Below are 23,040 nucleotides of genomic sequence, written 5' to 3'. Positions count from 1 at the left end.
TCCAGCCTACGTGGGCGGACGCCCCTTGGTCGAATGGCCTCCGGCGCGCCGGTCGACGAGCCGCCCGTAGGTCGCGGACAGGTCCTGGGCCACCTCGTCCTCGTCAGGCCAGGTCGCGGCCCGCCGGAGGCCCGCGGCGGCCAGGGCGGCGCGCCGGGCGGGGTCGTCGGCCAGCGCGACGACGGCGGCCGCGGCGGCCGCGGCGTCGCCCCCGGGCACCAGGACGGCGGCGTCGCCGACCAGCTCCTCGATCCCGCCGACGCGGGTGCTGACCAGCGGCAGCCCGGCCAGCAGGGCCTCCTGGGCGACGAGCGCCCGCGCCTCCCAGCTGGAGGTCAGCAGCATCAGGTCGGCCGCCGCCAGCAGCGACGCCACGTCGTCGACGGGCCCGAGCAGCCGCACCCGGGTGCCCTCCCGGGCGGCGCGCGCGGCCAGGGTCGCCTGCAGCGGGCCGCCGCCGGCCAGCACGAAGGTGAGGTCGGTCCGGGCGGCCAGCCGGGCCGCGACGTCGAGCACCAGCCCCAGGTTCTTCTGCGGCGCCAGCCGGCCGACGGTGACCACCAGCACCGTGCCGGGTGCCAGCCCCAGCGCGGCGCGGGAACGCTCCCGGGGCACCGTGGGCGCCGCCAGCCGGGGGGCCGCCACGGGCCCGAGCGCGGCGTGCCGGGCGCCGGCGGCCCGCGCGGCCGCGACCAGGTCCGTGCTGGCCCCCAGGGTCAGGTCCGCCCCCCGGGCGACGAGGACCTGCAGGGCGCGCCCGACCCGGCCGGCGGCGCCGTCGGCGAGCACGGCGTTGTGCCAGCTGACCACCAGCGGGATGCGCCGCAGCCGGGTCCAGGGCAGCGCCGCGGCGGCCGCCTTGTAGCCGTGCGCGTGCACGACGTCGACCCCGCGCAGCCGAGCGAGCCGCCGGGGCGGCCCGACGTCCAGACCGGCGAGGTCGTGGGCGGCCGCGGTGGAGGGCGGGCAGAGCACCGTCACGTCGTGGCCCAGGGCGGCGAGGCGGGGCGCCAGGTCGGCGACGTGCCGGCCGATCCCGCCGGTGCTCGCGCTCAGCGTCTCAACGACCCGCACGCTGCACCTCGTCGGCGTCGGCGTCGGCGTCCGCGTCGCGGCCGCGCAGCCGGCCCAGACCGGTGAGCAGCGAGCGGTCGAGCAGGGCGGCGACGCCCGCGAACACCGCGGTGCCGAGCACGGCCAGCCCGGCGCCGCCCAGCAGGGCCGCGGTCAGCCCGGCGTCGCCGAGCCGGGCGGCGGGCCACCAGCAGGCGAGCACCGCGACGACCGCGGCGGTCAGCCCGACCAGCAGCGGCCGGGCCAGGCCGGCGGCGACCCCCTGCCGGTGCAGGGCCGCCCAGCCGACGACGGCGCCGACGGCCATCCCGACGGACACGCTCCCGGCGAGCACGGGCACCAGAGCCGTGGGCGGCACGACCAGCCGGAGGCCGGCGACGGCGACGATGACGGCGCCCCAGGCCAGACCGGTGGCCAGGCCCGCGGCGCGGGCCCGGTGCTGGGCCAGCAGCGTCCGGGTGGCCAGGCCCAGCAGGGCGAAGCCGACGACGGCGGGGGCGAAGGCGGTGATCGGGCCGGCCAGGGCGTCGGTCCGGCCCGAGCCCGGCCCCAGCACGAACACCCGGGCGACCGGGACGGCGGTGCCGGCGAGCAGCGCCGCCCCCAGCCAGGCCAGCAGGACGACGGACGGCGCGGTGCGGGTCAGCACCGCGCGGACGGCGGTCCGCCCGCCGTCGGCGTCGGTGCCGGCCGCCCTCGACAGCCGCGGGAACACGGTCTGCAGCAGCGGCGCGACGAGCACGGCGTACGGCAGCAGGTAGAGGGCGTTGGCCCAGGTGAACCGGGTGAGGGCGCCCGGGTCGCCGCTGCGCTGGGCGGCCCAGCTGATCAGCAGCACGCTGAGCTGCTGCAGCACCAGCCCGGCCAGCCCGGCCCCGGCGATCCGCAGGATGACGCCGCGGTCGCCGTCGGCGAACCGCAGCCGCGGCCGGACGCGGAGGCCGAGGCGGGCCAGCGGCACCAGGGTGCAGGCCGCGAGGGCGAGCACGCCGAGGGTCGTGCCCCAGCCGAGCACGGCGGCGGCGGCCGGGTTGAGGGCTCCGAGGTCGTCCCGGGCGGCGGCGGGGGCGACGGCGGCGAAGGCCAGGTAGGCCGCGACGACGACGAGGCTGGAGACCAGCGGGGCCGTCGCGGCGGCGAGGAACCGGTCGTGCGCCTGCAGCACGCCCGCGCTCACCACGGCCAGCCCGTAGAGCCACACCTGCGGCGCGAACACCACGAGCAGGGCGGCGACGGTGCCCGCGCTGCCGGGGCAGCCGGGGGACGCGAGCAGCCGGGCGTACAGCGGCGCCCCGAGCAGGGCGACGAGCGCGGCGGGGGTGAGGACCAGCAGGGTCCAGGTGACCAGCGCCGAGACGGTGCGGGTGGTCTGCTCGCCGCGGCCGGCGGCGACGTGCCGGGCCACCACGGGCACCACGACGCCGGCCAGCACCCCGCCGGCCACGACCTCGAACAAGAGGTTGGGCAGCGTGTTGGCGGCGTTGTAGGCGTCACCCAGGCAGGTGTCGCCGACGGTCTTGGAGAACACGACCGAGCGCCCGAAGCCGACCAGCCGGGCGGCCAGCGTCAGACCCGCCAGGCTGAGGGCCACCGAGCCGGCGCCCGCCCTCACGGCCCGACCGTCCGCCGACCCAGGCGGTCCAGCCGGCGCAGCCAGGGCGTGGCCTCGATGACCGCGGTGAAGCTGACCTTCTCGCTGGCCGCGTTGAGCCCCCCGACGGCCAGCAGGGCCAGCAGCCGGGCCGGCCGGGGCAGCACCGCGACGGCGCCGGTGGCCAGCCCGGCGCCCAGCGCGTTGGCCCCGCAGTCGCCGAGCATCGAGCGGCCGGCCAGGTCGGCCGGCAGGACGCCCGCGACGGCGCCGAGCACGGCCCCCAGACCGGGGACGGCGGGCCGGCCGGGCCGGGTGGTGCCGGCCGCGAGGCCGAGGCCGAGCAGGGCGACGGCCTTCCCCGCCCGTCCGGGCCGGAGGTCCAGCAGGTTGACGAGGTTCGCCGTCCCGGCGACCAGCACGGTGTCCAGGCCCACGTCGACCAGGCGGACCGGGAGGGGGCGCCGACCCCGCCCGCTCTCGACCAGCACGGCCGCGACGAGGGCGCTGGCCCCCACCCCGAGGATCTTGACCAGGCCGGTCGTGACCGTGCCCTGACGCAGCGCGCGCAGGTGCCCGCGGAAGCCGCGGGCCTGCGCCGAGCCGTGCAGGTCGTCGTGGGCGCCGACCAGCCCCGAGCCGAGCACCGCCACCGCGACGGCGGCGGTGGACCGCGGCCCCGCCGCGGGCAGGGCCAGGGCCAGCCCGGAGAGGGTGGCGACGACGGCGACGGGACCCTCGGCGAGGGTCACCGGGGCGCCGGCGTGGTTGGGCCGCCACCAGCGGTGACCGGTCGGGTCGGCGGGCGGGCGGGCGGTGACCAGCGCCGCGCCGACGGCCGCGCAGCCGGCCGCGACCAGCGCCGCCCGTAGGCTGGCGGCGGCAGCGGCGCTCCCCCGCCCCGGCGGGCCGGCCACGCTCAGCGCACCGGCAGGGTCGGCAGCGGCGCGTCGGCCCGGGTCAGCGCTCCGTAGTGGCCCTGGCGGCCCTGCAGCTGCTCCTGGCCGGCCAGCACGGTGGTGATGACGCCGCTGGGCAGGTCGGCGACGTCGACGGTGCTGAGGACGTCGGCCGCGTCGTCGTCGGTCCGGGCGGTCAGCACGTCGGTGCCGGTGATGCTCTCGCTGTTGGGGCCGGCGAGCACCAACCCCGCGGCGTGGAAGACCAGACCGACGTCGGCCTGCACGTGCGCCTGCAGCACCTCGGGCGCGGGCTGCGGGTCCGACGCGGCGGCGCTGACCACGACCACCAGCTCGGCCCGTCGGGCGGAGTCCCCGCTCAGCGTGGCCAGCCCGGCCTTCTCCAGGGCGTCGCCGATGCCGACGGCCAGGTCGTCGCGCTCCTGCGGCGCCTTGGCGGCGACGGAGAAGCCGAGCGCGCGGCCGAACCGGGTCGCCGGGGTCATGTCGTCCTGCAGCTGCAACTCGTCGGTGTAGGGCGCGACGGCTTCGTCGACCACCTCGGCCTTGCTCGGGTCGAAGACGTCGCTGTCGACGCGAACGGTGCTGACGACGGTCCCCCCGGCGCCGGTGACGGCCTCGGTGATCGCCTGGACGACCGGGTTGGGGGCGTCGGGCATGCTCACGACCGCGACGCCGACCCCGGTCAGGGCGCCGGCGGCGACCTGGGCGCCCGCCCGGCCGGCCCAGGCCTCGCGGTACTCGTCGAGCGCGTTGACGCGGTCCAGCTCGGAGCGCAGCTCGATCACCTGCTTGCGGTCCTGGTCGGCCTGCGCGTTGAGCCCGGACCTCACCGAAGGGCTCAGGGAGACCCCCACCGCGATCCCCACCGCCAGCGCCAGGAACACCGCCATCAGCGAGACGATGTGGTACCGGAAGTTGATCACGTGAGCAGTTCCTTCAAGAAGTAGACGAGGTCGCGCAGCCGGGCCACGATCACGCTGCCCACGGCCAGCCCCACGTCGGTGAACGAGAGCGCGGTGACCAGGGCCAGCAGCCCCGCGAGCACCAGCAGCACGAGGTGCCAGCCGCGGATCTGGCTGCGGTAGATCCGGGACACGCCCTTGGCGTCCACCAGCTTCGGCCCCACCCGGAGCCGGGTGAGGAAGGTCGACGCCATCCCGGAGCGGCCCTTGTCGAGGAACTCGACCAGCGAGGCGTGGGTGCCCACCGCCACCAGCAGCCGGGCCCCCTTGGTGTCGGCGAGCAGCATCGCGGCGTCCTCGCTGGTGCCCAGCGCCGGGAAGACGACCGCCTCCAGCCCCAGGTCGTGGACCCGCTCGACGCCCGGCGCCCGGCCGTCGCGGTAGGCGTGCACGATGATCTCGGCCCCGCAGCGCAGCGTCGCGTCCGAGCAGGAGTCCATGTCGCCGATGATCATGTCGGGCCGGTACCCGGCCTCGATCAGCGCGTCGCCGCCGCCGTCGACGCCCATCAGCAGGGGCTTGTACTCCGAGATGTAGGGCCGCAGGGCCTCGAGGTCGCTGCGGTAGTCGTAGCCCCGGACGACGATCAGCACGTGCCGGCCCTCGATCTGGGTCCGGATCTCCGGCACGCCGATGCCCTCGAGCAGCAGCTCCTTCTCCTCGCGGAGGTAGCGCATGGTGTTCTCGGTGAAGGCGTCGATCTGGTCCGACAGCCCCTCCCGGGCGACCTCCAGCTTCGACTCCAGCAGGTCGGTCGTCATCAGCGTGCCCTCGGCGACCACGGCGCCCTCGAGGTCGAGCAGCAGACCCGCGTCCAGGGTGATCCGGTCGCCCTCCCTGACGGCGGTGAACACGTCCTCGCCCGCGTCGTCGATCAGCGTGATGCCGGCCTCGAGCAGGATCCCGGGCCCCAGGTTCGGGTAGCGGCCGGAGACGGAGGGGACGGCGTTGACGACGGCGCTCACCCCGGCGGCGACGAGGGCCTCGGCGCTCACCCGGTCGAGGTCGCTGTGGTGGATGACGGCGATCTCGCCCGGACCGAGCCTCTTGGTGAGGGTCTTCGTGCGCCGGTCCAGCCGCACGATCCCGCCGATCTCGGCGGGGACGCCGCGTCGGCGCAGCGGAGCGGGGAGTTTCATGGCGGCCTCATCCTCCCACGCAGGGACCTCCCGACCGGCCCGTCGACGCGGCCCCGCCGGTCGGCCGGTGGTCAGGGCCGCGTCCCGGGCCAGGCGCTCAGCCGGTCCGGCGGGTGGCGGCCGCGAGCTCGACCAGCTCGCCGGCGTGGGCCAGCGCCGAGTCGGTCGTCTCCAGCCCGGCCATCATCCGGGCCAGCTCGGCCGCCCGCTCCTCCTCGGCGACGGGCAGCACGCCGCTGGTCGTCACCTGGCCGTCGTCGGCCTTCACCACGACGTAGTGCTGGTCGGCGAAGGCCGCCACCTGGGCGAGGTGGGTGACGACGACGACCTGCGCGTGCCGGGAGAGCGCGGCGAGCCGGCGGCCGATCTCGACGGCGACCCGACCCCCGACACCCGCGTCGACCTCGTCGAAGACGAGCGTCTGGTGCTCGGCGTCCGCCGCCAGCACCACCTCCAGGGCCAGCCGGACCCGCGACAGCTCACCGCCCGACGCCACCCTGGCGAGGCTGCGCGGCTCGCTGCCGGGGTTGGCGCTGAAGAGCAGGTCGACGTGGTCGGCGCCGTGCGGCCCGAGCTCGCCGGTGGTGAGCGCGAAGACGAGGCGGGCGTGCGGCATCGCGAGCGCGGCCAGCTCGCCGAGCACCTGCTCGCTGAACGCCGTCGCGGCCCGGCCCCGCTCGGCCGTGATCCGGCCGGCCAGCGCGGCCAGCTCGGCGTCGAGGACCGTGACCCGCTCGGTCAGCGCGGCGATCCGCTCGTCGGAGGAGTCGAGGGTGGCGAGCCGGGCGGCGGCGTCGGCGGACCAGGCGATCACCTCGTCGGCGGTCGCCCCGTACTTGCGGGTCAGCCGCTGCAGGGCCGACCGCCGGCTGGCGATCCACTCCAGCCGGCCCGGCTCGGCGTCCAGCCGGTCGAGGTAGCGGGCCAGGTCGGCGGCCACGTCACCCAGGGCGTAGCTGACCTCGGCCAGCCGGCCGGCCAGCGCGGTGATCTCCGCGTCCCCCTGGCCGTCGAGGGCCTTGCGGGCCATCCCGACGTCGGTCATCGCGCCGCCGGCCTCGTCGTCGCTGCCCGCCAGCGCGGCGAGCGCGCTGGTGGCGACCAGCCGCAGGTCGTCCGCGGACTGCAGCCGCTCGGCCTCGGCGGCCAGGGTGACGTCCTCGCCGGCCTCGGGCGCGACCTTCTCGATCTCGGCCAGCCCGAAGGCCAGCAGGTCCGCCTCGCGGGCGCGGGCCTGCGCGGCGTCCCGCAGCTCGGTCAGCTCTGCGGCGGTGGAGCGGCGCTCGGCGTACCGGCTCCGGTACTCCCCCAGCGGCGCGGCCAGCGCGGCGCCGGCGAAACGGTCGAGGATCTCCCGCTGCCGGTCCGACGCCGCCAGCCGGACCTGCTCGGACTGCCCGTGGATGGTGATCAGGTGGGAGGTGACGTCGGCGCAGACGGCGGCGGGCACGGAGCTGCCGCCCAGGTACGCCCGGGACCGGCCGGCCGCGGTGAGGTGCCGGGCGACCAGCAGCTCGGGACCGGTGCCGCCGTCGTCCAGCTCACCACCCGCGTCCTCGACCCGGGCCACCAGCGCGGGGGCGACGTCACGGAAACGGCCCTCGACGCGGGCCCGCTCGGCCCCGTTGCGGACGGCGCGCGGGTCGGCCCGCTCGCCGAGCAGCAGCCCGATGCCGGTGACGACCATGGTCTTGCCGGCGCCCGTCTCCCCCGTCACGACGGTGAAGCCGGGGTGCAGGGCGATCGTCGCGTCGTTGATCACGCCGAGGTCGGTGATCCGCAGCTCGTCGATCACGGGCTGGACCACGCCCGCTGGGGCTGCAGCACGGACTCCCGCCCCGCCTCCGCGGCGCCCCGCCAGCCCTCGACCCGCAGGCCGAACTTGTTGACCAGCCGGTCGGTGAAGGGGGCCTCGGACAGCCGGGCCAGCCGCAGCTTGTGCAGACCCTGCCGGACCTCGATCTCCATGCCGCTGCGGAGCTCGGCGGAACGGCGGCCGTCGCACCAGACCACCCCGAAGGTGGGCGAGGCCTCGATCAGCTCGATCACCACGGTGGAGGTCGGGCCCAGCACCAGCGGCCGGGCGAAGAGGGCGTGGGCGCTCAGCGGCACCATCAGCAGCGCGTCGACGCCGGGCCAGATCACCGGGCCGCCGGCGGAGAACGCGTAGGCCGTCGAGCCCGTCGGGGTGGCCAGCAGCACACCGTCGCAGGCCCAGCGCGACAGCGGCCGGCCGTCGACCTCGACCAGCACCTCCAGCATCCGCTCGCGGGCGGCCTTCTCGATGGAGACCTCGTTGATGGCGTAGGACGACCAGACGACCTCACCCTGCTCGCACTCCCGGAGCGTCACCTGCACGGTGGAGCGGAGCTCCTCGGTCCAGGAGTGGTCGACGATCCGCTCGACGATGCTGTCGATCTCCGACGACTCGGCCTCCGCCAGGAAGCCGACGTGGCCGAGGTTGACCCCGAGCAGCGGCAGGTCCGAGCTCAGCACCCACTCCGCGCCGCGGAGGATGGTGCCGTCCCCACCCAGGACGACCAGCAGCTCCACCCCGGAGTCGGCGGCCACCGGCTTGGTGAGCACGGTGACGGCGTCGGACAGCCGCGGGTCGATCTGGTCCAGGTCGTCCTCGGGCAGCGCCGAGACGATGCCGGCGGCGTAGAGGCCCTCGATCAGCCGGGTGGCCGCGTCGATGGCGGCGGGGCGGCCCATGTGGGTCAGCACGCCCACCCGGCGCGCGCCCTGCCGGGCGGGCCCACCGGGCCGGGTCAGGTCGCTGGCCTCGGTCACGCCCACGAGCATAAGTGGCGGGTCCGACAGCCCCGCGCCGCCACGACCCCGCCCGCCGCGCCCCTCAACCCGTCGCCGGGGCGGTGGCCACGCCGAGGTCGGGCGGCTGCCGCGGCGCGACGTCACCGAGGAGGACGAAGAACTCGCGGTTGCCGGCGGGCCCCGGCAGCCGGCTGGGCCGGACCGCGAGCGCGTGCCAGCCCTGCCCGTCCGCCGCCGCGAGCACGGTCTCGACGGCCTCCCGGTGCAGCCCGGGCTCCCGGACGACGCCGCCGCGGCCCAGCCGCTCCCGGCCCACCTCGAACTGCGGCTTCACCATCAGCAGCAGCCGGCCGCCCGGGCGGGTGACCCCGGCCAGCGGTGCGACCAGCAGGGTGAGCGAGATGAAGGAGACGTCGGCGACGACGAGGTCGACGGGCGTGCCGTCGACGTGCCCGAGGGTCAGGTCCCGGAGGTTCGTCTGCTCCCGCACCACCACCCGCGGGTCGGCCCGGAGCGCCGGGACCAGCTGGTCGGTGCCGACGTCGACGGCGTACACCGGCGCGCACCCGCGCTCCAGCAGCACCTGGGTGAAGCCGCCGGTGGACGACCCGGCGTCGAGGGCGCGCCCGCCGACGGCCAGCCCGAGCTCGTCGAGGGCGCCGAGCAGCTTGTGCGCCGCCCGGGACACGTAGGGGTCCGCGGTCACGGTGAGGGCCGCCCGGTCGGGCACCACGGCCGACGCCTTGGTGACCACCACGCCGTCGACCTGCACGTCGCCGGCGGCCACCAGCGCCTGGGCCTGGCTGCGCGAGCGGGCGAGGCCGCGGGTCAGCAGCAGCCGGTCGAGCCGGTCCGGCACCGGCTCAGCGCGCGGGGGGGCCGGGGTGCAGGACGCCGTGCAGCACCTCGTGCACCCGGCTGAGGCGCTCGTGGTGCTGGTCGAGCGGCTGGTCGTCGAGGTCGGCCACGAGGCGGAGCGCCGCCGCCACGTCGGGGTGGTCGACGGCGGGCGGGGTCGGTGCCGCCGGCCCGGTCGGCTCGCTCACGCGCCGGCCTCCGCGCCCGCGTCCGTCGCGGGCCCGGCGCCACCGGTCCCGGCCTGCTCGGCGAGCCGCTGCGCGGCGCCCGGGCGGGTGCTGGTGGCCCGGCCGGCGCGGGGCGTCCCCGGGCTGGTCGGCGCCGGGGTGCCGGCCGCAGCCGCCTTCTTCGCGGTCGTCGTCTTCGTCGCGGCGGCCTTCTTCGGCGCCGGCGTCGTCGCAGCGGTCGCGGCCGGGTCGCTCGCCGCCGGCGGGGTCGCGGCGGCGGCGCTGGCCGCAGCCCCGCGGGCCGACGCGTTCCGGGCCCGCGGAGCGCCGGCCGCAGCGGCCTTGTCGCGGGCCAACTGGGCGCGGAGCTCGGCGATCTCCTCGCGCACCTCGTCGAGGTCGTCGGAGCGGACGAAGCCGAGCCGGCTCGCGGCCTTGGTGACCTCGGAGGCGACCAGGTTCTCCAGCAGCTCGCGGTTCGCCCGGCTCGCGTCGAGGATCTCCTCGGTCAGCCTGCCGACCCGCCTCTCGGCGTCGTCGGCCACCTCCTCGAGGCCGACCTGGGCCAGCCACTCGCGGGCCGCGGCGCGGGCCCGGTCACGGGCTGCCCTGGACACCCCGTTCACCAGGTTGACGTACGTCTGCACGGCTTCGATCATCAAGCTCGTTCCTCCACCTGGCGCTGCTGGGTCCGACGGCCCCCACGGTAGTTGGTCGTCACCAGCGGCCCCGGTGCCCGCTCAGCGCGTCGGGCGACGGTTCACGGGCCGCCCGCGACGTCCGTGGCCACGGCCCGGGCGACGGCGACCAGGTCCTCCTGCTCGGTGCGGGCCAGCATCTCGAGCACGGCGAGGGCCTCGTCGGGCCCGACCCCGTCCTGCGCGGCCAGCGCCGCGACCGCCCGGTCCACCGCCGCCCGCTCGTCACCGTCGAGCTCCAGCAGCCGGGTCCGGCGCTCCTGCTCGGCCAGCAGCGCCTCGGAGCACGCCTCCGCGGCCGCCCCGGCCCAGCGTGCGGCCAGGTGCCGCTCGCGGTCGCCGAACGCGTCGGCGGCGTCGGCGTAAGCGCCGACGTGGCCCAGCACGCCGCCGTGCCGGACGAGCGGCACGCAGAGCGCGCTCCGGGGGCCGGCCGCGGCGACCCGGGCCGCGAGCCCCGGCCACCGGTCGTCCGCCGCCAGGTCGGCGCTGCCCACGACGGCCCCACCACGGGTGGCGTCGAGGGCCGGGCCCTCGGCCAGCTCGGCCTGCAGCCGTTCCGGCGTGGCGGCGCACCCGGTCAGCGCCCGCTCGTCTCCACCGTCCGGGCGGAGCACGACGAGCGCGATCCCGTCCGCCTGCGGCGCGAGGGTCGCGGCGAGCCCGGCCAGGTGCTGGAGGGTGTCGGCCAGGGTCGGTCCGACCGCCCCCAGCATGGCGAGGACCCCCGCCGCCGGGTCGGCCGTCGAGGTCGCGTGGGTCGCCCCGGCCGGGGCGGGGCCGCCCGCCGGGCCGCGCTCCGCCCCACCCTCGTCGAACACGTGCATCCACTCCCCCGAGCAAGGACTCCGCGCGCTGCGGCCGGCGGTCGCGCCGGACCACCCCGGCCGGACCGGCCGGGGTCACCGCGATCGTAGGCGCGCGAGGACCCGCTCGGACCGGAACCGGGACGGATCGGGGAACATCGGGGGCGGCCGGCGGTGTTGCGCCAGCAGACCCAGCGCCGGCGAGGCCCCGGACGCCCCGGACCACCCGCCGGCCGGACGAAGGAGAACGATGACCAGCACGGTCGAGACGACGGCCTCCGCGCAGGACGGCACCCGCCGGGACAAGGCGGACTTCTGGTTCGACCCCCTGTGCCCCTTCTGCTGGATCACCTCGCGGTGGATCCTCGAGGCCGAGAAGGTCCGCGACATCGAGGTGCACTTCCACGTCATGAGCCTGGCCGTGCTCAACGAGAACCAGGACATCCCGGACGACTACCGCAAGATGCTCGAGCAGGCGTGGGGCCCGGTGCGGGTGGCGATCGCGGCGGCGGAGCTCAAGGGCGACGAGGTCCTCGCACCGCTCTACGCCGCCATGGGCACCCGGATCCACAACCAGGGCAACAAGGACCTCCCCGCGGTGGTCCGGGAGTCGCTGGCCGAGCTGGGCCTGCCGGCCGAGCTGGCGGCGGCCGCCGACACCACCGACCACGACGACGCGCTGCGCGCCAGCCACCACGCCGGCATGGACAAGGTGGGCGAGGGGGTCGGCACGCCGACCATCCACGTCAACGACACCGCGTTCTTCGGCCCGGTCATCACCCGCATCCCGCGCGGCGAGGAGGCCGGAAAGCTGTGGGACGCCACGGTGACCCTGGCCGGGTTCCCGTACTTCTTCGAGCTCAAGCGGCAGCGCACCGACGGCCTGCACTTCGACTGAGCGCACCGGCCCGGGGGCTCAGCCCCCGGGCAGCTGGGCGCGGAGGAACGCCGTCAGGTCCTCGATCTCGGCGGGTGACACGTCGTGGCCCAGGCCCCGGTAGACCCGCCGGGTGAGGGTGGTGTGGTCGGCCAGCCACTGGTCAGTGAGCGCCACCAGGGGGGCGGGGACCAGCGGGTCGGCGTCCCCCCGGCCGCTGAACACCGGGGGCAGCCGACGCCGCAGCTCGGCGTCGCCCGCCACCGGCAGCGGGGCGGCGAACCCGGAGAGCACGACCCCGTAGGCGAAGAGGTCGGGGTCCAGCCGCATGGCCTGCAGGCCGATCGAGGAGCCCTGCGAGAAGCCCAGCACGCCGACCGAGGGGTGCCGCGTCTGCGCCGCCACCCAGCGGACCACGCGGTGCGCCGCCTCGTCGACCTGCTCCAGCCGCAGGCTCGCGTCCAGCGGGAACCAGCCGTAGCCGCTGCGCACCCGCAGCGGTCCCCGGATCGAGGCCAGCACCAGCTCCGGCGGCAAGCGGTCCCGCACGCCGGCGCCCATCTGCTCGTCCATCCCGTGGCCGTGCAGCAGCACGAGCAGTGGCCGCCCCTCCCGCTGGTCGGCCGGGGCGGACCACCAGACCTGGTCCGGGCTCACCGTGGGCGGGGGGCTCGTCGTCACCCCGTCAGCCTCGCAGGGACCTCCGGCACCCGGCGGCCGGGGCTGGGTACGGTGACCACGCCGACCCGGCCGTTCCCCGCTCGGGGGTGCGGCGTCGGGGTCTGCGGATCGAGGACCCGATGAGCAGCCCCATCCAGACCTTCCTGCTGCTCGGGGCCAGCGGTGACCTGGCCGGCCGGCTGCTGCTGCCGGCGCTGGGCGACCTGCTGGAGGCGGAGCCCGGCCGGCGCGACCTGGTGCTGGTGGGAGCCGGCGCCGAGGACTGGGACGACGCGACCTGGCAGGACCGGGTGCGCAGCTCCTTCACCGCCGCCAAGGTGTCCCCCGCCACGCTCGACGCCGTGCTGGCCACGACCCGCTACCAGCAGACCGACGTGACCGACGCGGCCGCCCTGTCGGCGCTCATCGCCTCGTGCGCGGCCCCGCCTGCGCTCTACTTCGCGCTGCCGCCGGCCGTCACGGTACGGGCCTGCACGGCGCTGCTCGACGTGGACCTGCCCGAGGGCACCGTGCTGGTGCTGGAGAAGCCGTTCGGCACCGACCAGGCGAGCGCGGCCGACCTCAACGGGCTGCTGACCCGCCTGGTGCCCGAGGCGCAGGTGCACCGCGTCGACCACTTCCTCGGCCGCTCGACCGTCCTCAACCTGCTGGGCCTGCGGTTCGCGAACCGGCTCTTCGAGCCGGTCTGGAACAACCTGCACGTGGAGCGCGTGGACATCGTCTTCGACGAGCAGCTGGCGCTGGAGAACCGCGCCCGGTACTACGACTCCGCCGGCGCGCTGATGGACATGATCCAGAGCCACCTGCTGCAGGTCCTCGCGCTGGTGGCGATGGAGCCCCCGGCCGCCGTGAACGAGACCGACCTGCGCGACGCGGAGGCGCAGGTGCTGCGGGCGTGCCGGGTCCGGGGCGGCGACCCGGCCGCCGCCGGGCGGCGCGCCCGGTACACCGCCGGCCACGTCGACGAGCGCGACATCCCCGACTACGCCGCCGAGCCGGGCGTCGACGCGTCCCGCGGGACCGAGACCCTCGCGGAGCTGGTGGTGGAGGTCGACAACAGCCGGTGGGCCGGGGTGCCGTTCCGGCTGCGCTCGGGCAAGGCGCTGGGCGTCAAGCGCAAGGAGGTGCTGATCACCTTCAAGCCGGCGACCCACGTCCCCGTCGGGCTGCGGGGCGACGCCCTCCCCGACCGGCTGCGGCTGGTGATGGGACCCGACCGGATCACGCTGGGGCTGACGGTCAACGGCCCGGACGACCCGATGGAGCTGGACCACGTCGAGCTGGACGTCGACCTGGGCGCCGGCCGGCTGCCCCCCTACGGGGAGGTGCTCGCCGGGGTGCTCGACGGCGACCCGCTGCTGTCGGTCCGCGGGGACACCGCCGAGCAGTGCTGGCGGATCGTCGACCCGGTGCTGGCGGCCTGGCGGGCCGGCGACGTCCCGCTCGACACCTACCCGGCGGGCTCCGACGGCCCGGCCGACTGGGCCTAGGCCCGGGTCCGGCGGGCGCGGGCGACCGCCTCGGCCACCCCGTCGGACCAGATGTCGCCGTGGCCGGGCAGCACGTGGTCGACGTCCAGCTCGGCGAGGGGGGCCAGCGAGGCCCGCGCCTGCTCGGTGTCGTGGGTGGCCGACGGGGCGATGACCCGTGGCCCTCGACGCCCGTTGTAGGGGTCGAGGGTGACCATGGCGTCCCCGGTGATGAGCGCCCGGCGGCCCGGCAGGTGCAGGACGCACTCGCCGTCGGTGTGCCCCGGGGTGTGCAGCACCGTCATCCCGCCGGGCAGCGGCAGTGGCCCCGGGAGCAGGGCGTGGTCGGCCTGCACGCCGGGTACCCGGAGCGCCCCGGCGGCCACCATGGCGGCGAGGACCGGCAACCCGCGGGGGTGGGTGAGCGGGTGCACCAGCCGCGGCTGCTGCGGGCGGTAGCGGTAGGGGTGCCGGGTCAGGTGGTGGTCGTCCGGGTGCGCCCACACCGGGACGCCGTGCCGCTGCTGGAGCATCCGCGCGAAGCCGACGTGGTCGAAGTGCCCGTGGGTGATGACCAGGCCCCGGATCTCGTCCACCCGTCGGCCGGCCAGCGCGAGCGCGCGCTCCACCCGCGGCCAGGTCGACGGGAAGGCCGCGTCGACGAGCGTCACGCCGTCGTCGCCCTCCACCACGTAGCAGTTGGTGTGCGCGTGGACGACCGCGTGCACGCCCTCGACGACGTCCAGGGCGATCACGCCTCCACCTCCGCGTCGGCGGCGGCCTGCCGGACACCGGCGAAGAAGGCCAGCACCTCGACGATCCCGGTGTCCCAGAGGCCCCACTCGTGCTCGCCCGGCGGGAAGGCGGTGGTCAGCGGGATGCCCGCCTCCGCGCAGACCGCCGCGAAGGCGTGGTTCGAGGCCAGCAGCGCGTCCTCGGTGCCGCAGCTCAGGTGCAGCGCGGGCAGCCGCGCCGGGTCGGCGCGGCGGGCCAGGGCCAGCAGGTCGTCCTCGGCGGCGACGGTGCCGCCGGGACCGAGGATCCGGGTGAACATCCGGTGGTCCGGCGACGGCGGGACCCCGGCCCGGCCCGCCAGCGCCGCCAGGTCCAGCGCTCCGGACAGGCTCGCGGCGGCGGCGAACCGGTCGGGCTGCCGCAGGGCCAGCTTGAGGGCGCCGTAGCCCCCCATCGAGAGCCCGGCCACGAAGGTGTCCGCGCGCGCGGTGGAGACGCGGAAGAACCGGTCGACCAGCGCGGGCAGCTCCTCGCTCACGAAGGTCCAGAACGCCCCGCCGTCGTGCTCGTCGGTGTAGAAGCTGCGGTGCACCTGGGGCATCACCACCGCCCAGCCGAGCTCGGAGACGTAGCGCTCGATCGACGTGCGGCGCAGCCAGGTGGTGTCGTCGTCGCTCAGGCCGTGCAGCAGGTAGAGCACCGGCGGGGGCCCACTGCCCACCTGGCCGGTCAGCCCGATCTGGGTCGTCGTCGGCTGCGGCAGCAGGACCGTCATCGAGGTGCTCAGGGCCAGGGCGTCGGAGTAGAAGTCGCAGCGCAGGTGGGCCATGGGCCGATCCTGCCGCACCGCCGGTGGCGCCCCGCCCCGGCCTCCCGCCCTCCCGCGGTCGACGGCGACGGCGGGGAGCTGTCGGAAGCGGCTGGCAGACTCTCGAGGTGCCCCTGCTCCCCCCACCGCCCCCGCCCGGTGCCCGCCCCGACGCCGCCGAGGCCTGGGTGTCCGAGCACCTCGGCGACCTGACCCTCGAGGGCCCCGACGGCGTCGCGGCCGGCGCGTTCCGTGGCGGCCAGGACGCTGCCGACGCGGCCCTGGCCACGCTCGACGTGACGAACTACGCCCGGCGGCGCAGCACGGTGCTGCCGGTGTCCGCCCGCGGCGCCAGCCGGATGTCGCCCTACCTGCGGCACGGGCTGCTGACCCTGCCCGCCGTCTGGACGGCGGTCCGCTCGGCGCCGGAGGGTGACCGCAAGCGCTACCGCGACGAGCTGCTGTGGGCGGAGTACGCCCGGCACCTCTACGCCCGGGTGGGGTCGGCCAACGGGCGCGCGCTGCGGCGCGAGCAGCCCACCGCCGGGGCGGCGACCTGGCAAGGCGACCCCTGGCCGGCGTCCATGGCCTGCATGGCCAGCGTGACCGAGGAGCTGCACCGCGACGGCTGGGTGGTGAACCAGACCCGGATGTGGCTGGCCTCCCAGTGGGCGGTGCGCGCCGGCGCCGACTGGCGTGCGGGCGAGCAGGCGATGTACGCGCACCTGCTCGACGGGTCGCGGGCCTCGAACCGGCTCGGCTGGCAGTGGACGACGGGGACCGGCAGCGGCAAGGCCTACGGGTTCAGCCGCTGGCAGGTGGAGAAGCGGGCGCCGGCCCTGTGCCGGCGCTGCCCGCTGGCCGACCGGTGCCCGGTGCAGGACTGGCCGGACGCCCCGCTGGGCCCGGCGGTCGAGGGGCCCGACCTGGGCCGGGCACCGGTACCGGCGGGACCGGCGGAGGTGGAGGGCGGCGGCGCCGCGCAGGTGTGGCTGACGGCGGAGTCCCTCGGCGACGAGGACCCGGCGCTGGCGGCGGACCCGGACCGGCCGGCGGTGTTCGTCTTCGACGAGCCGTTGCTGCGCCGGCTCCGGCTGTCCGGGAAGCGCCTGGTGTTCCTGGCCGAGTCGCTCGGCGACCTGGCGGCGCGGCGACCCCTCGAGGTGCGCCGCGGTGTCGTCACCGAGGAGCTCGCCGGGCGCTCGCTCGCGGCGACCTGGGCGCCGGTCCCCGGCTGGGCGCGACGGGCGGCGGTCCTCCGGCCGGCGGAGGTGCACCCGTGGCCGTGGCTGGCCCGGCCCCGGACCAGCACGCTCCGCTCGTTCAGCGGTTGGCGGAAGGACCTGCGGCTCTGACCCCGCTCGGCGCGGGCGCCCGCTGGCCGCGGGGCCGGGCGACCCGGCGGACCGGGTGGCCCGGACCCCGCGGGGTCCGGCGGCTCAGAGCTGGACGGTCTCGTTCTCCGAGCCCTCGTAGCGCTGGCCGGTCGTCTTGGCCTTGACGAAGCTCAGCAGCGAGGCCACGGTGCCGCCGGGGGTGTCCCAGTACTCGCCCGTGTGACCCTCGACCTTGATCAGGACCACGCTCGGGTCCTCGGGGCCCTGGGGCAGCCAGGCCTCGACCCAGGAGTTCCACAGCTGCTTGGCCTTCGCCACGTCGTCCACGACCTGGGCCTCGCCGTCGATCGAGATCCAGGTGTCGTTCGAGCTCAGCGTGATCCCGACGTGCGGGCGGGTGGCGACCTGCGCCACCACGCTCGAGGTGCGCTCGGCGAAGAACCAGAGGTCGGCGTCGTCCTCGACGTGCTGGGCCGCCATCGGCCGGCTGACGTAGTGGCCCTCGTCGTCGGTGGTGGTGAACATCGCGATCTTGATGTCCTTGGCCAGGTCGACCAGCTTGGCCGCGCCCTGCTTGTCGTCGCTCATCGGATCCGTCTCCTCCCGGCGGGCGCCGGTCGGCGCCCACGTGTCCTCCGAGCCTGCCACGCTGCTCCACGCCGGCCGCCGGAGGGCTCCCGTCCGGTCAGCCGCGGAGGCTGCGCACCCGCCGTCGGACCTCGGTGGCCCGCTGCCGCTCATCAGCCAGCAGCAGGCCGTAGGTGAAGCCGTTGTGCCCCCGGCGCGCCCCCGCGGCCGCGCCGGCCCGCAGCAGGAAGGCCGCGGTGACGACGCTGTCCTGGTGCTCCCCCAGCTGCGTCTGCAGCTCCTCCGCCCGCCGGGCGTGCTGGGCCGCGCGGGGCCAGGCCGGCTCGGCCAGCTCCGCCGCGTACCGGGCCCGCTTCGCCGCCTTGCGGGCACGGTGCAGCCGCTCCTCCTGCTCGGGCCCGGGCTCCTCCCGGGCCGCCTGGCGCAGCCGGCGACGGGCGTTGCGGCCGGCCGCCTTGACGTACGCGCGGACGCCGTCGGCCGGGGCCGACGCGCCCTCCAGGAAGGGCGGCTCGGTCCGCCAGCGCACCAGGGCCTCCAGCAGGCCCAGCAGCCGGGCCCCGATCAGCTCCTCCTCGACGCGGTGCAGGTGCTGCGCCCGCTCCCGGCTGAGCGTGGCGTCGAGGTCGGCGGCCACCGGGCCGAGGACGAGCTCGGGGGGCAGCGCGGCCAGCTGGGCGGCGAGCCGGGCCGCGAGCACCTCCCGGTCCCGCACCTCGCCCAGCAGGCCGGACCACCACACCAGCTCCTCCTCCAGCCGTCGGGCGGGTTCGGGGTCCAGCAGGTCGCCGTACACGCGCAGCGTGCTGCGGAGACGCCGGATCGCCACCCGGGTCCGGTGCACCTTCGGGTCCCCCAGCCGGAGCGCGAGGTCGCCGCGGGCGATCTGGTCGCACTGCTCGGCCACGTAGCGGCCCACCAGGCCGGCGAGGCTGCTCGTCTCCGCCGTCGCCGCGGTCGGGGCGGCGGAGCCGAGCGCACGCTCCAGCGGGCTCGGACCGTCGTCGGGCCGGGCCCCGGCGTCCTCCAGCCGGGCGACGACAGGGGCGAGGTCGGTGTCCTCGTCACCCCCGCGGACGACGAGGGTCCGCCAGTGGTCCAGCCGGCTCTCGTGTCCGAGCGTGGTGCTGCTGGTGCGCTCGTCGACGACCTCGGCCCGCGGTCGGCCGTCGGGCCCGACCAGCCGCGTCGACGTCTGCTGCGTGCTGAGGTCGGCCACCGGCTGGAGCTCCTGCCCGCGAGTCAGCCCCAGCGCGACCCGGGTCAGGCCGGCCGGCGGCGTGCGCGCGGTGGAGGAGCTCGTCAGCTCCGCCGGGGTGGTGCCCGGCGCCAACCGGAGCAACCAGCCCGCCCCCTCCGGACCGGAGCGCCGGCGCAGGCTCGCACCGGCCGCGGCCAGGGCACCGTCGGCGGTGTCGAGGTAGCGGTCGGTCAGCGTGCGCTGGAGCACCTCGACCGCGCCGTCCGGACCGGCCAGGTCGGCCAGGTCCGGCAGCAGCAGGTCCTCCGGCGCGGCGAGCTCCACTGGTCGTGCGTCCGTGCGGGTCATGCGTCCTGGGGTCCTGTCTCCTCGGTGCTGCGGTGTCGTCGGTGCTGCGCTCGGGTCAGCTGCGCGCGAGGCCGTCGACGGCCGCGACCTGCTCGACGCTCAGCGGCACCCGGACCGCCTCGGCGTTGGCCCGGATCCGCTCGGGCCGCGACGACTTCGGGATCACCACGAAGCCGTGGGCCACGTGCCAGGCGATGACCACCTGGGCCGGGCTGACGCCGTGCTCCTCGGCGATGCCGGCCAGCACCGGGTCGTCCAGGTCGGTGGCCTTCAGCGGGCTGTACCCCTGGAGCACGACCCCGCGCTCCCGCAGCCCGTCCACCTCGGCGACGTCGTGCAGCAGCGGTCCCCACTTGATCTGGTTCACCGCGGGCGTCACGCCGACGGCGCTCGTGAGCTCGTCGATCTGCGCCAGCGAGTAGTTGCTGACGCCGACGCTGGTGGCCAACCCGTCCTGCTGCGCCTTGACCACCTGCTCCCACACCTCGGGCGCGGCGACGCCGCCGGGCGGCCAGTGCACCAGCCACAGGTCGACGTGGTCGAGGCCGAGCTTGGTCAGGCTCTCCTCGATCGTCCGCCGCTCCCGGCCGCCGTGGTCGGGCGGCAGCTTGGTGGTGACGAACACCTCGTCCCGGGGAAGCCCCGCGGCCGCGAGGGCGCGCCCGATGCCGGCCTCGTTGGCGTAGCCGGTGGCCGTGTCGAGGTGCCGGTAGCCCACCTCGAGGGCCGTGCCGACCGCCGCGGTGACGTCGTCGTCGCTGATCTGCCAGGTCCCGAAGCCCAGCAGCGGCATGGACACCGGCCCCAGGGACACACCGGGCAGGCCGTAGTTGTCTTCGCTCATGGGGTCACCGTAGCGACCGCCTCCGACACGTCGGCGGGCGCGGCCGCGGCGCCGTCCGCGGCGGCCCGGGCACACTGGTCCGGTGCCCCCGCCGAGCAAGCCGTGCCGCTCGTGCGGCCGCACGATCACCTGGCGCAAGAAGTGGGAGCGCGACTGGGACCAGGTGCTCTACTGCAGCGCCGGTTGCCGGTCCCGCGGCGTCAGCGACGCCGACCGGCAGCTGGAGGACCGGCTGCGCGCCCTGCTCCGCACCGCACCCCGCGGGGTCGGCGACGTCGAGGTCGCGCGGGCGGTCGACGCGGAGGACTGGCGCACCCACCTCGAGCCCGTCCGGCGGGCCGCGCGGCGGCTGGTCGCCGCCGGCGAGGCCGAGATCGTCCAGGCCGGCCGCGTCGTCGACGGGTCGAGGGCCACCGGCCCCGTCACCGTGCGGCGGGTGCGCTAGCCGAGGCCGAGGACCGCCAGCACCGCGTCCACGTCGAGGGGATGACCAGCGTCGGCCGCCCGCCAGGCCAGCGGGGCCGCCGCCCGCAGCCCGTCCCACGGGTCCTCCGCGGTGCCCGAGAGCGTGATGCTGCCGTCGGCCACGGTGACCCGGAGCGCGCCCACCGAGCAGCCGTCGTCGTCCGGCCGGGCGACCCGGGCGGGTTCCAGCAGGGCCCGCAGGTCGGCGCCGAGGTGCGTGGGCCGGGCGCCGTCCGGGGCCTCCAGCAGGTCGCGCGGGCCGTGCGAGCCGCTCAGCACCAGCAGGCTGTCGAGCCCGGCGGCGACCGCGCCGGCGATGTCGGTGTCCAGCCGGTCGCCGACGAAGACGGGCCGGGCGGCACCGACGCGGCGGACGGTGTCGTCGAGCAGCGGGCGGTAGGGCTTGCCGGCCACCTCGGGGCGGACCCGGACGGCCAGCTGCACGGCCGCGACCGCCGCCCCGTTGCCGGGCACCAGGCCCCGGTCGGTCGGCCGCGTCGGGTCGTCGTTGGTGGCCACCCAGTGCGCCCCGCGGTTGACGGCGATCGCCGCCTCGTTCAGCTCCTGCCAGGCCAGCTCGAATCCGAAGCCCTGGATGACGGCGACCGGGTCGTCGTCGGCCGAGCGGACCGCGACCAGCCCCTGCTCCTCGAGCGCCGCGAGCACGCCCTCGCCGCCGACCGCCAGCACCCGTGCGCCCGCCCCGAACCGGTCGCGGAGCAGGTGGGCCGCGGCCTGGGCCGAGGTCACCACGTCCTCGGGCCGGGCCTCGATGCCGAGGGACACCAGGTGCTCGGCCACCACGCCGGGCGAGCGGGCGGCGTTGTTGGTGACGTAGCCCAGCGCGACGCCCCGGCGGCGCAGCTCGGCGAGGCCCTCCGGTGCCCCCTCGACGGCCACCGGACCCAGGTAGACGACCCCGTCGAGGTCGAACAGGGCGGCGTCGTAGGCGTCGACCAGCGCCGCCGTCACCGCTCGTCCCGGTCGCGGCCGGCGACCGGCTCCTGCCCCACGGCGTCGTCCTCGTCCTCGTCGTCGTCCTCGTCGAAGTCGATCCGCAGGCCGTCGATCTCGTCGACCCGGAGGGCGGCGTCGGTCTCCTGCTCGGGGTCGAGCTTGGCCGCGGCGACGAACCAGCGACGGGCCTCGGCCGGCTCGCCGTCCACCAGCAGCGCCTCGGCGTAGGCGTAGCGGAGGCGGGCGACGGCGCCCTGCAGGCCCGGGCGGACCGTCTGGTCCTGCACCGCCCGCTCCAGCAGCCGCCGGGCCTCCGCGGCCTGGCCGAGGTCGCGCCGCGCCCCGGACTCGACGATCGTCATCTCGATCCGCAGCGCCGGGTCCAGCTCCAGCCGGTCGGCCTCCCGCGCCAGCTTGAGCGCGTGGTCCGGGCGGCCCAGCGCCCGCTCGCAGTCCGCCATCACCGGCAGGTAGTCGTCGGTGCCGGTCATCCGGCGGAGCGCCCGGTACTCGCTGAGCGCGACGTCCCAGCGCCCGGAGGCGTAGGCGGTCTCGGCGGCCGCCTCGCGGACCAGCGGCAGCCGGGCGGCGCGCCGGCGGGCGGCCTCGGCGTGCCGGTAGGCGAGCTCGGGGTCAGCCTCGATCATCTGGCCGGCGACCACCAGGTGCGACGCGACGATCTCGGCCAGCTCCTTGGGCAGTCCGCGCAGCTCGGCGCGGGCCGCCCGGTGCAGCTCCCGGACGTCGACGCCCTCGGGGATCGGCGGCTCGTCGGCCCGGCGGGCCAGACCCGGACGCGGCGGCTCGTCCCGCCGCGGCGGGCGGCGGTCGTCCCCGCCGGCCGGGCCACCACGGCGGTCGGCGCCGGGCCGGTCCGGGCGACCGCCACGTTCCGGACGACCGCGGTCGGGACGGTCCCCGCGCGGAGAGCCCGAGCGGGCGGGCCGCTCGTCCCAGGGCCGGGGGTCGCGGGTCCCGCGGGCTCCACGGCTCTCGGTGGGACGGCTGGAGGCCGGCCGGGCGGCGGAGGGACGGTCACCACGACCGCCGCCGGCGCGGTCCGGGCGGTCCGAGCGCGGAGGTCGGTCATCGCGCTGGTAGCGGTCGTCACGGGGTGGCCGGTCCGCGCGGGGCGCCCGGTCGTAGCGGTCGGTGCGCTCGCCCCGGCCGCCCCGGTCGTCACGAGCGGGCCGGTCGTCACGGGCGGGCCGGTCGTCACGGGCGGGCCGGACGTCGCGCTGGAAGCGGTCGTCACGGGCCGCCCGGTCGTCACGCTGGTAGCGGTCGTCACGGGGGGGCCGGTCGTCGCGACGGCCCGCTCCGCGGTCGGGGCGCTGACCCCGGTCGGGACGGTCGCCGCGGTCCGCTCCGGCACCCCCCTCGGGCCGCGGGCCGCGACGGACGGGGCCGCTGCGGTCGGGTCGGCCCGCGGCGCTGCCGCGTGGCCGGGAACCCCCGGGGCGCCCGCCCCGGCTCTCACCCTCGGCACGGCCGGAGCCCTCGGGGTCGCGACGGTCAGGGCGGTTCGGCTGGTCCACCGTCCAATCCTCCTCGCCCGCCGTCCCGGTGGCAAAGCGGGCGGCCCGCCGCGCTCAGGCGATGACCACCTCGGGGCCGGCAGCGGCGAGCTCACGGACCAGCTCGGGGTCGGCGCGCACGCCGTGACCACCTGGTCGACCTCGCCCAGCGTCGCGGAGGAGCAGGACGAGGTGCGGCCGGACGTGCCCGAGATGACCG

At 77.0% G+C, this 23,040-nt stretch carries 23 protein-coding genes; 4 read left to right on the top strand and 19 right to left on the bottom strand.

Going from position 1 to position 23,040, the window contains the following annotated elements:
• Positions 1-6: 6 nt before the first annotated feature.
• The 11 genes from BLT72_RS07060 to BLT72_RS07010 form a co-directional block, all read right to left on the bottom strand.
• Positions 7-1,074: a glycosyltransferase family 4 protein gene (locus BLT72_RS07060; protein ID WP_091411466.1), complete on the bottom strand. Its 1,068-nt coding sequence runs from the start codon at positions 1,072-1,074 to the stop codon at positions 7-9.
• Positions 1,061-2,686, bottom strand: a complete 1,626-nt coding sequence (gene murJ / locus BLT72_RS07055; RefSeq protein ID WP_091411464.1) for a murein biosynthesis integral membrane protein MurJ — start codon at positions 2,684-2,686, stop codon at positions 1,061-1,063. Before murJ ends, BLT72_RS07060 begins: the two co-directional genes overlap by 14 nt.
• Positions 2,683-3,582: a hypothetical protein gene (locus BLT72_RS07050; protein WP_091411462.1), complete on the bottom strand. Its 900-nt coding sequence runs from the start codon at positions 3,580-3,582 to the stop codon at positions 2,683-2,685. The genes murJ and BLT72_RS07050 overlap by 4 nt, the downstream gene beginning before the upstream one ends.
• 2 nt (positions 3,583-3,584) lie before the next feature.
• A complete protein-coding gene (locus BLT72_RS07045) occupies positions 3,585-4,511 on the bottom strand; it encodes a copper transporter (RefSeq protein ID WP_091411460.1) in 927 nt (308 codons plus the stop codon).
• Positions 4,508-5,689, bottom strand: coding sequence for a putative cytokinetic ring protein SteA (gene steA, locus BLT72_RS07040; RefSeq protein ID WP_091411458.1), 1,182 nt, complete (start codon positions 5,687-5,689; stop codon positions 4,508-4,510). Before steA ends, BLT72_RS07045 begins: the two co-directional genes overlap by 4 nt.
• A gap of 97 nt (positions 5,690-5,786) precedes the next feature.
• On the bottom strand, positions 5,787-7,496 hold the full coding sequence (recN, locus tag BLT72_RS07035; RefSeq protein WP_231930398.1) for a DNA repair protein RecN: 1,710 nt from the start codon (positions 7,494-7,496) through the stop codon (positions 5,787-5,789).
• Positions 7,481-8,482 (bottom strand): NAD kinase, encoded by a 1,002-nt coding sequence (locus BLT72_RS07030; protein WP_231930396.1) that lies wholly within the window; start codon positions 8,480-8,482, stop codon positions 7,481-7,483. The genes recN and BLT72_RS07030 overlap by 16 nt, the downstream gene beginning before the upstream one ends.
• Positions 8,483-8,546: 64 nt before the next feature.
• A complete protein-coding gene (locus BLT72_RS07025) occupies positions 8,547-9,323 on the bottom strand; it encodes a TlyA family RNA methyltransferase (RefSeq protein WP_091411454.1) in 777 nt (258 codons plus the stop codon).
• A 4-nt stretch (positions 9,324-9,327) separates the two neighbouring features.
• Positions 9,328-9,510 carry a hypothetical protein gene (locus tag BLT72_RS07020; protein WP_091411451.1) on the bottom strand — a complete coding sequence of 61 codons (183 nt, stop codon included), beginning with the start codon at positions 9,508-9,510 and terminating at the stop codon, positions 9,328-9,330.
• Positions 9,507-10,148, bottom strand: a complete 642-nt coding sequence (locus tag BLT72_RS07015) for a hypothetical protein (RefSeq protein WP_091411449.1) — start codon at positions 10,146-10,148, stop codon at positions 9,507-9,509. The genes BLT72_RS07020 and BLT72_RS07015 overlap by 4 nt, the downstream gene beginning before the upstream one ends.
• A gap of 101 nt (positions 10,149-10,249) precedes the next feature.
• A complete protein-coding gene (locus BLT72_RS07010) occupies positions 10,250-11,014 on the bottom strand; it encodes a GAF domain-containing protein (protein ID WP_091411446.1) in 765 nt (254 codons plus the stop codon).
• 229 nt (positions 11,015-11,243) lie between these two features.
• Here BLT72_RS07010 and BLT72_RS07005 point away from each other — a divergent pair, with 229 nt between their 5' ends.
• Positions 11,244-11,891, top strand: coding sequence for a mycothiol-dependent nitroreductase Rv2466c family protein (locus tag BLT72_RS07005; RefSeq protein ID WP_091411444.1), 648 nt, complete (start codon positions 11,244-11,246; stop codon positions 11,889-11,891).
• A gap of 18 nt (positions 11,892-11,909) precedes the next feature.
• Here the strand turns inward: BLT72_RS07005 and BLT72_RS07000 are convergent, their stop codons facing one another.
• Entirely contained in the window at positions 11,910-12,551 is a 642-nt protein-coding gene (locus BLT72_RS07000) for an alpha/beta hydrolase (RefSeq protein WP_091411441.1), read from the bottom strand.
• A 119-nt stretch (positions 12,552-12,670) separates the two neighbouring features.
• On the opposite strand from BLT72_RS07000, the gene BLT72_RS06995 reads away from it, so the two are divergent.
• Complete coding sequence (locus BLT72_RS06995; RefSeq protein ID WP_091411438.1) at positions 12,671-14,041, top strand: glucose-6-phosphate dehydrogenase; 1,371 nt, start codon at positions 12,671-12,673, stop codon at positions 14,039-14,041.
• Here BLT72_RS06995 and BLT72_RS06990 read toward each other — a convergent pair.
• Together BLT72_RS06990 and BLT72_RS06985 are read right to left on the bottom strand one after the other, a co-directional pair.
• On the bottom strand, positions 14,038-14,775 hold the full coding sequence (locus tag BLT72_RS06990; protein WP_091411436.1) for an MBL fold metallo-hydrolase: 738 nt from the start codon (positions 14,773-14,775) through the stop codon (positions 14,038-14,040). The two genes, BLT72_RS06995 and BLT72_RS06990, sit on opposite strands and share 4 nt — an antisense overlap.
• Entirely contained in the window at positions 14,772-15,584 is an 813-nt protein-coding gene (locus BLT72_RS06985) for an alpha/beta hydrolase (RefSeq protein ID WP_091411434.1), read from the bottom strand. The genes BLT72_RS06990 and BLT72_RS06985 overlap by 4 nt, the downstream gene beginning before the upstream one ends.
• A gap of 107 nt (positions 15,585-15,691) precedes the next feature.
• Between BLT72_RS06985 and BLT72_RS06980 the strand changes: the two genes are divergently transcribed.
• Complete coding sequence (locus BLT72_RS06980) at positions 15,692-16,918, top strand: FAD-binding domain-containing protein (RefSeq protein WP_231930394.1); 1,227 nt, start codon at positions 15,692-15,694, stop codon at positions 16,916-16,918.
• Between the two features lie 84 nt (positions 16,919-17,002).
• On the opposite strand, the gene BLT72_RS06975 is transcribed toward BLT72_RS06980, so the two are convergent.
• The 3 genes from BLT72_RS06975 to BLT72_RS06965 all read right to left on the bottom strand — a co-directional run bounded on the left by BLT72_RS06975 (position 17,003) and on the right by BLT72_RS06965 (position 19,881).
• The gene (locus BLT72_RS06975) at positions 17,003-17,488 is read right to left on the bottom strand and encodes a pyridoxamine 5'-phosphate oxidase family protein (RefSeq protein ID WP_091411432.1); all 486 of its coding nucleotides are present in this window, start codon (positions 17,486-17,488) and stop codon (positions 17,003-17,005) included.
• A gap of 97 nt (positions 17,489-17,585) precedes the next feature.
• Positions 17,586-19,037 carry a CYTH and CHAD domain-containing protein gene (locus BLT72_RS06970; RefSeq protein WP_091411430.1) on the bottom strand — a complete coding sequence of 484 codons (1,452 nt, stop codon included), beginning with the start codon at positions 19,035-19,037 and terminating at the stop codon, positions 17,586-17,588.
• Between the two features lie 55 nt (positions 19,038-19,092).
• Complete coding sequence (locus tag BLT72_RS06965; RefSeq protein ID WP_197677218.1) at positions 19,093-19,881, bottom strand: aldo/keto reductase; 789 nt, start codon at positions 19,879-19,881, stop codon at positions 19,093-19,095.
• Positions 19,882-19,963: 82 nt separating this feature from the next.
• Between BLT72_RS06965 and BLT72_RS06960 the strand changes: the two genes are divergently transcribed.
• Positions 19,964-20,326, top strand: a complete 363-nt coding sequence (locus BLT72_RS06960; protein ID WP_091411428.1) for a DUF2256 and DUF3253 domain-containing protein — start codon at positions 19,964-19,966, stop codon at positions 20,324-20,326.
• Here the strand turns inward: BLT72_RS06960 and BLT72_RS06955 are convergent.
• Both BLT72_RS06955 and BLT72_RS06950 read right to left on the bottom strand, forming a co-directional pair.
• A complete protein-coding gene (locus BLT72_RS06955) occupies positions 20,323-21,318 on the bottom strand; it encodes an HAD-IIA family hydrolase (RefSeq protein WP_197677217.1) in 996 nt (331 codons plus the stop codon). The two genes, BLT72_RS06960 and BLT72_RS06955, sit on opposite strands and share 4 nt — an antisense overlap.
• On the bottom strand, positions 21,315-22,841 hold the full coding sequence (locus BLT72_RS06950) for a hypothetical protein (RefSeq protein WP_091411425.1): 1,527 nt from the start codon (positions 22,839-22,841) through the stop codon (positions 21,315-21,317). Before BLT72_RS06950 ends, BLT72_RS06955 begins: the two co-directional genes overlap by 4 nt.
• Between the last annotated feature and the right edge of the window lie 199 nt (positions 22,842-23,040).

The organism is Friedmanniella luteola (assembly GCF_900105065.1).
Taxonomy (GTDB): Bacteria; Actinomycetota; Actinomycetes; order Propionibacteriales; family Propionibacteriaceae; genus Microlunatus; species Microlunatus luteolus.
Note: the sequence above shows the minus strand (reverse complement) of the source record. Positions and strands in the feature narration are given on the sequence as shown.

What these genes read in the sequence shown, in the direction of transcription:
- steA (WP_091411458.1), bottom strand. Translation starts at nt 5,689, where the DNA reads ATGAAACTCCCCGCTCCGCTGCGCCGACGCGGCGTCCCCGCCGAGATC.
- BLT72_RS07015 (WP_091411449.1), bottom strand. Translation starts at nt 10,148, where the DNA reads ATGATCGAAGCCGTGCAGACGTACGTCAACCTGGTGAACGGGGTGTCC.
- BLT72_RS07010 (WP_091411446.1), bottom strand. Translation starts at nt 11,014, where the DNA reads ATGCACGTGTTCGACGAGGGTGGGGCGGAGCGCGGCCCGGCGGGCGGC.
- BLT72_RS07005 (WP_091411444.1), top strand. Translation starts at nt 11,244, where the DNA reads ATGACCAGCACGGTCGAGACGACGGCCTCCGCGCAGGACGGCACCCGC.
- BLT72_RS06995 (WP_091411438.1), top strand. Translation starts at nt 12,671, where the DNA reads ATGAGCAGCCCCATCCAGACCTTCCTGCTGCTCGGGGCCAGCGGTGAC.
- BLT72_RS06985 (WP_091411434.1), bottom strand. Translation starts at nt 15,584, where the DNA reads ATGGCCCACCTGCGCTGCGACTTCTACTCCGACGCCCTGGCCCTGAGC.
- BLT72_RS06975 (WP_091411432.1), bottom strand. Translation starts at nt 17,488, where the DNA reads ATGAGCGACGACAAGCAGGGCGCGGCCAAGCTGGTCGACCTGGCCAAG.
- BLT72_RS06970 (WP_091411430.1), bottom strand. Translation starts at nt 19,037, where the DNA reads ATGACCCGCACGGACGCACGACCAGTGGAGCTCGCCGCGCCGGAGGAC.
- BLT72_RS06965 (WP_197677218.1), bottom strand. Translation starts at nt 19,881, where the DNA reads ATGAGCGAAGACAACTACGGCCTGCCCGGTGTGTCCCTGGGGCCGGTG.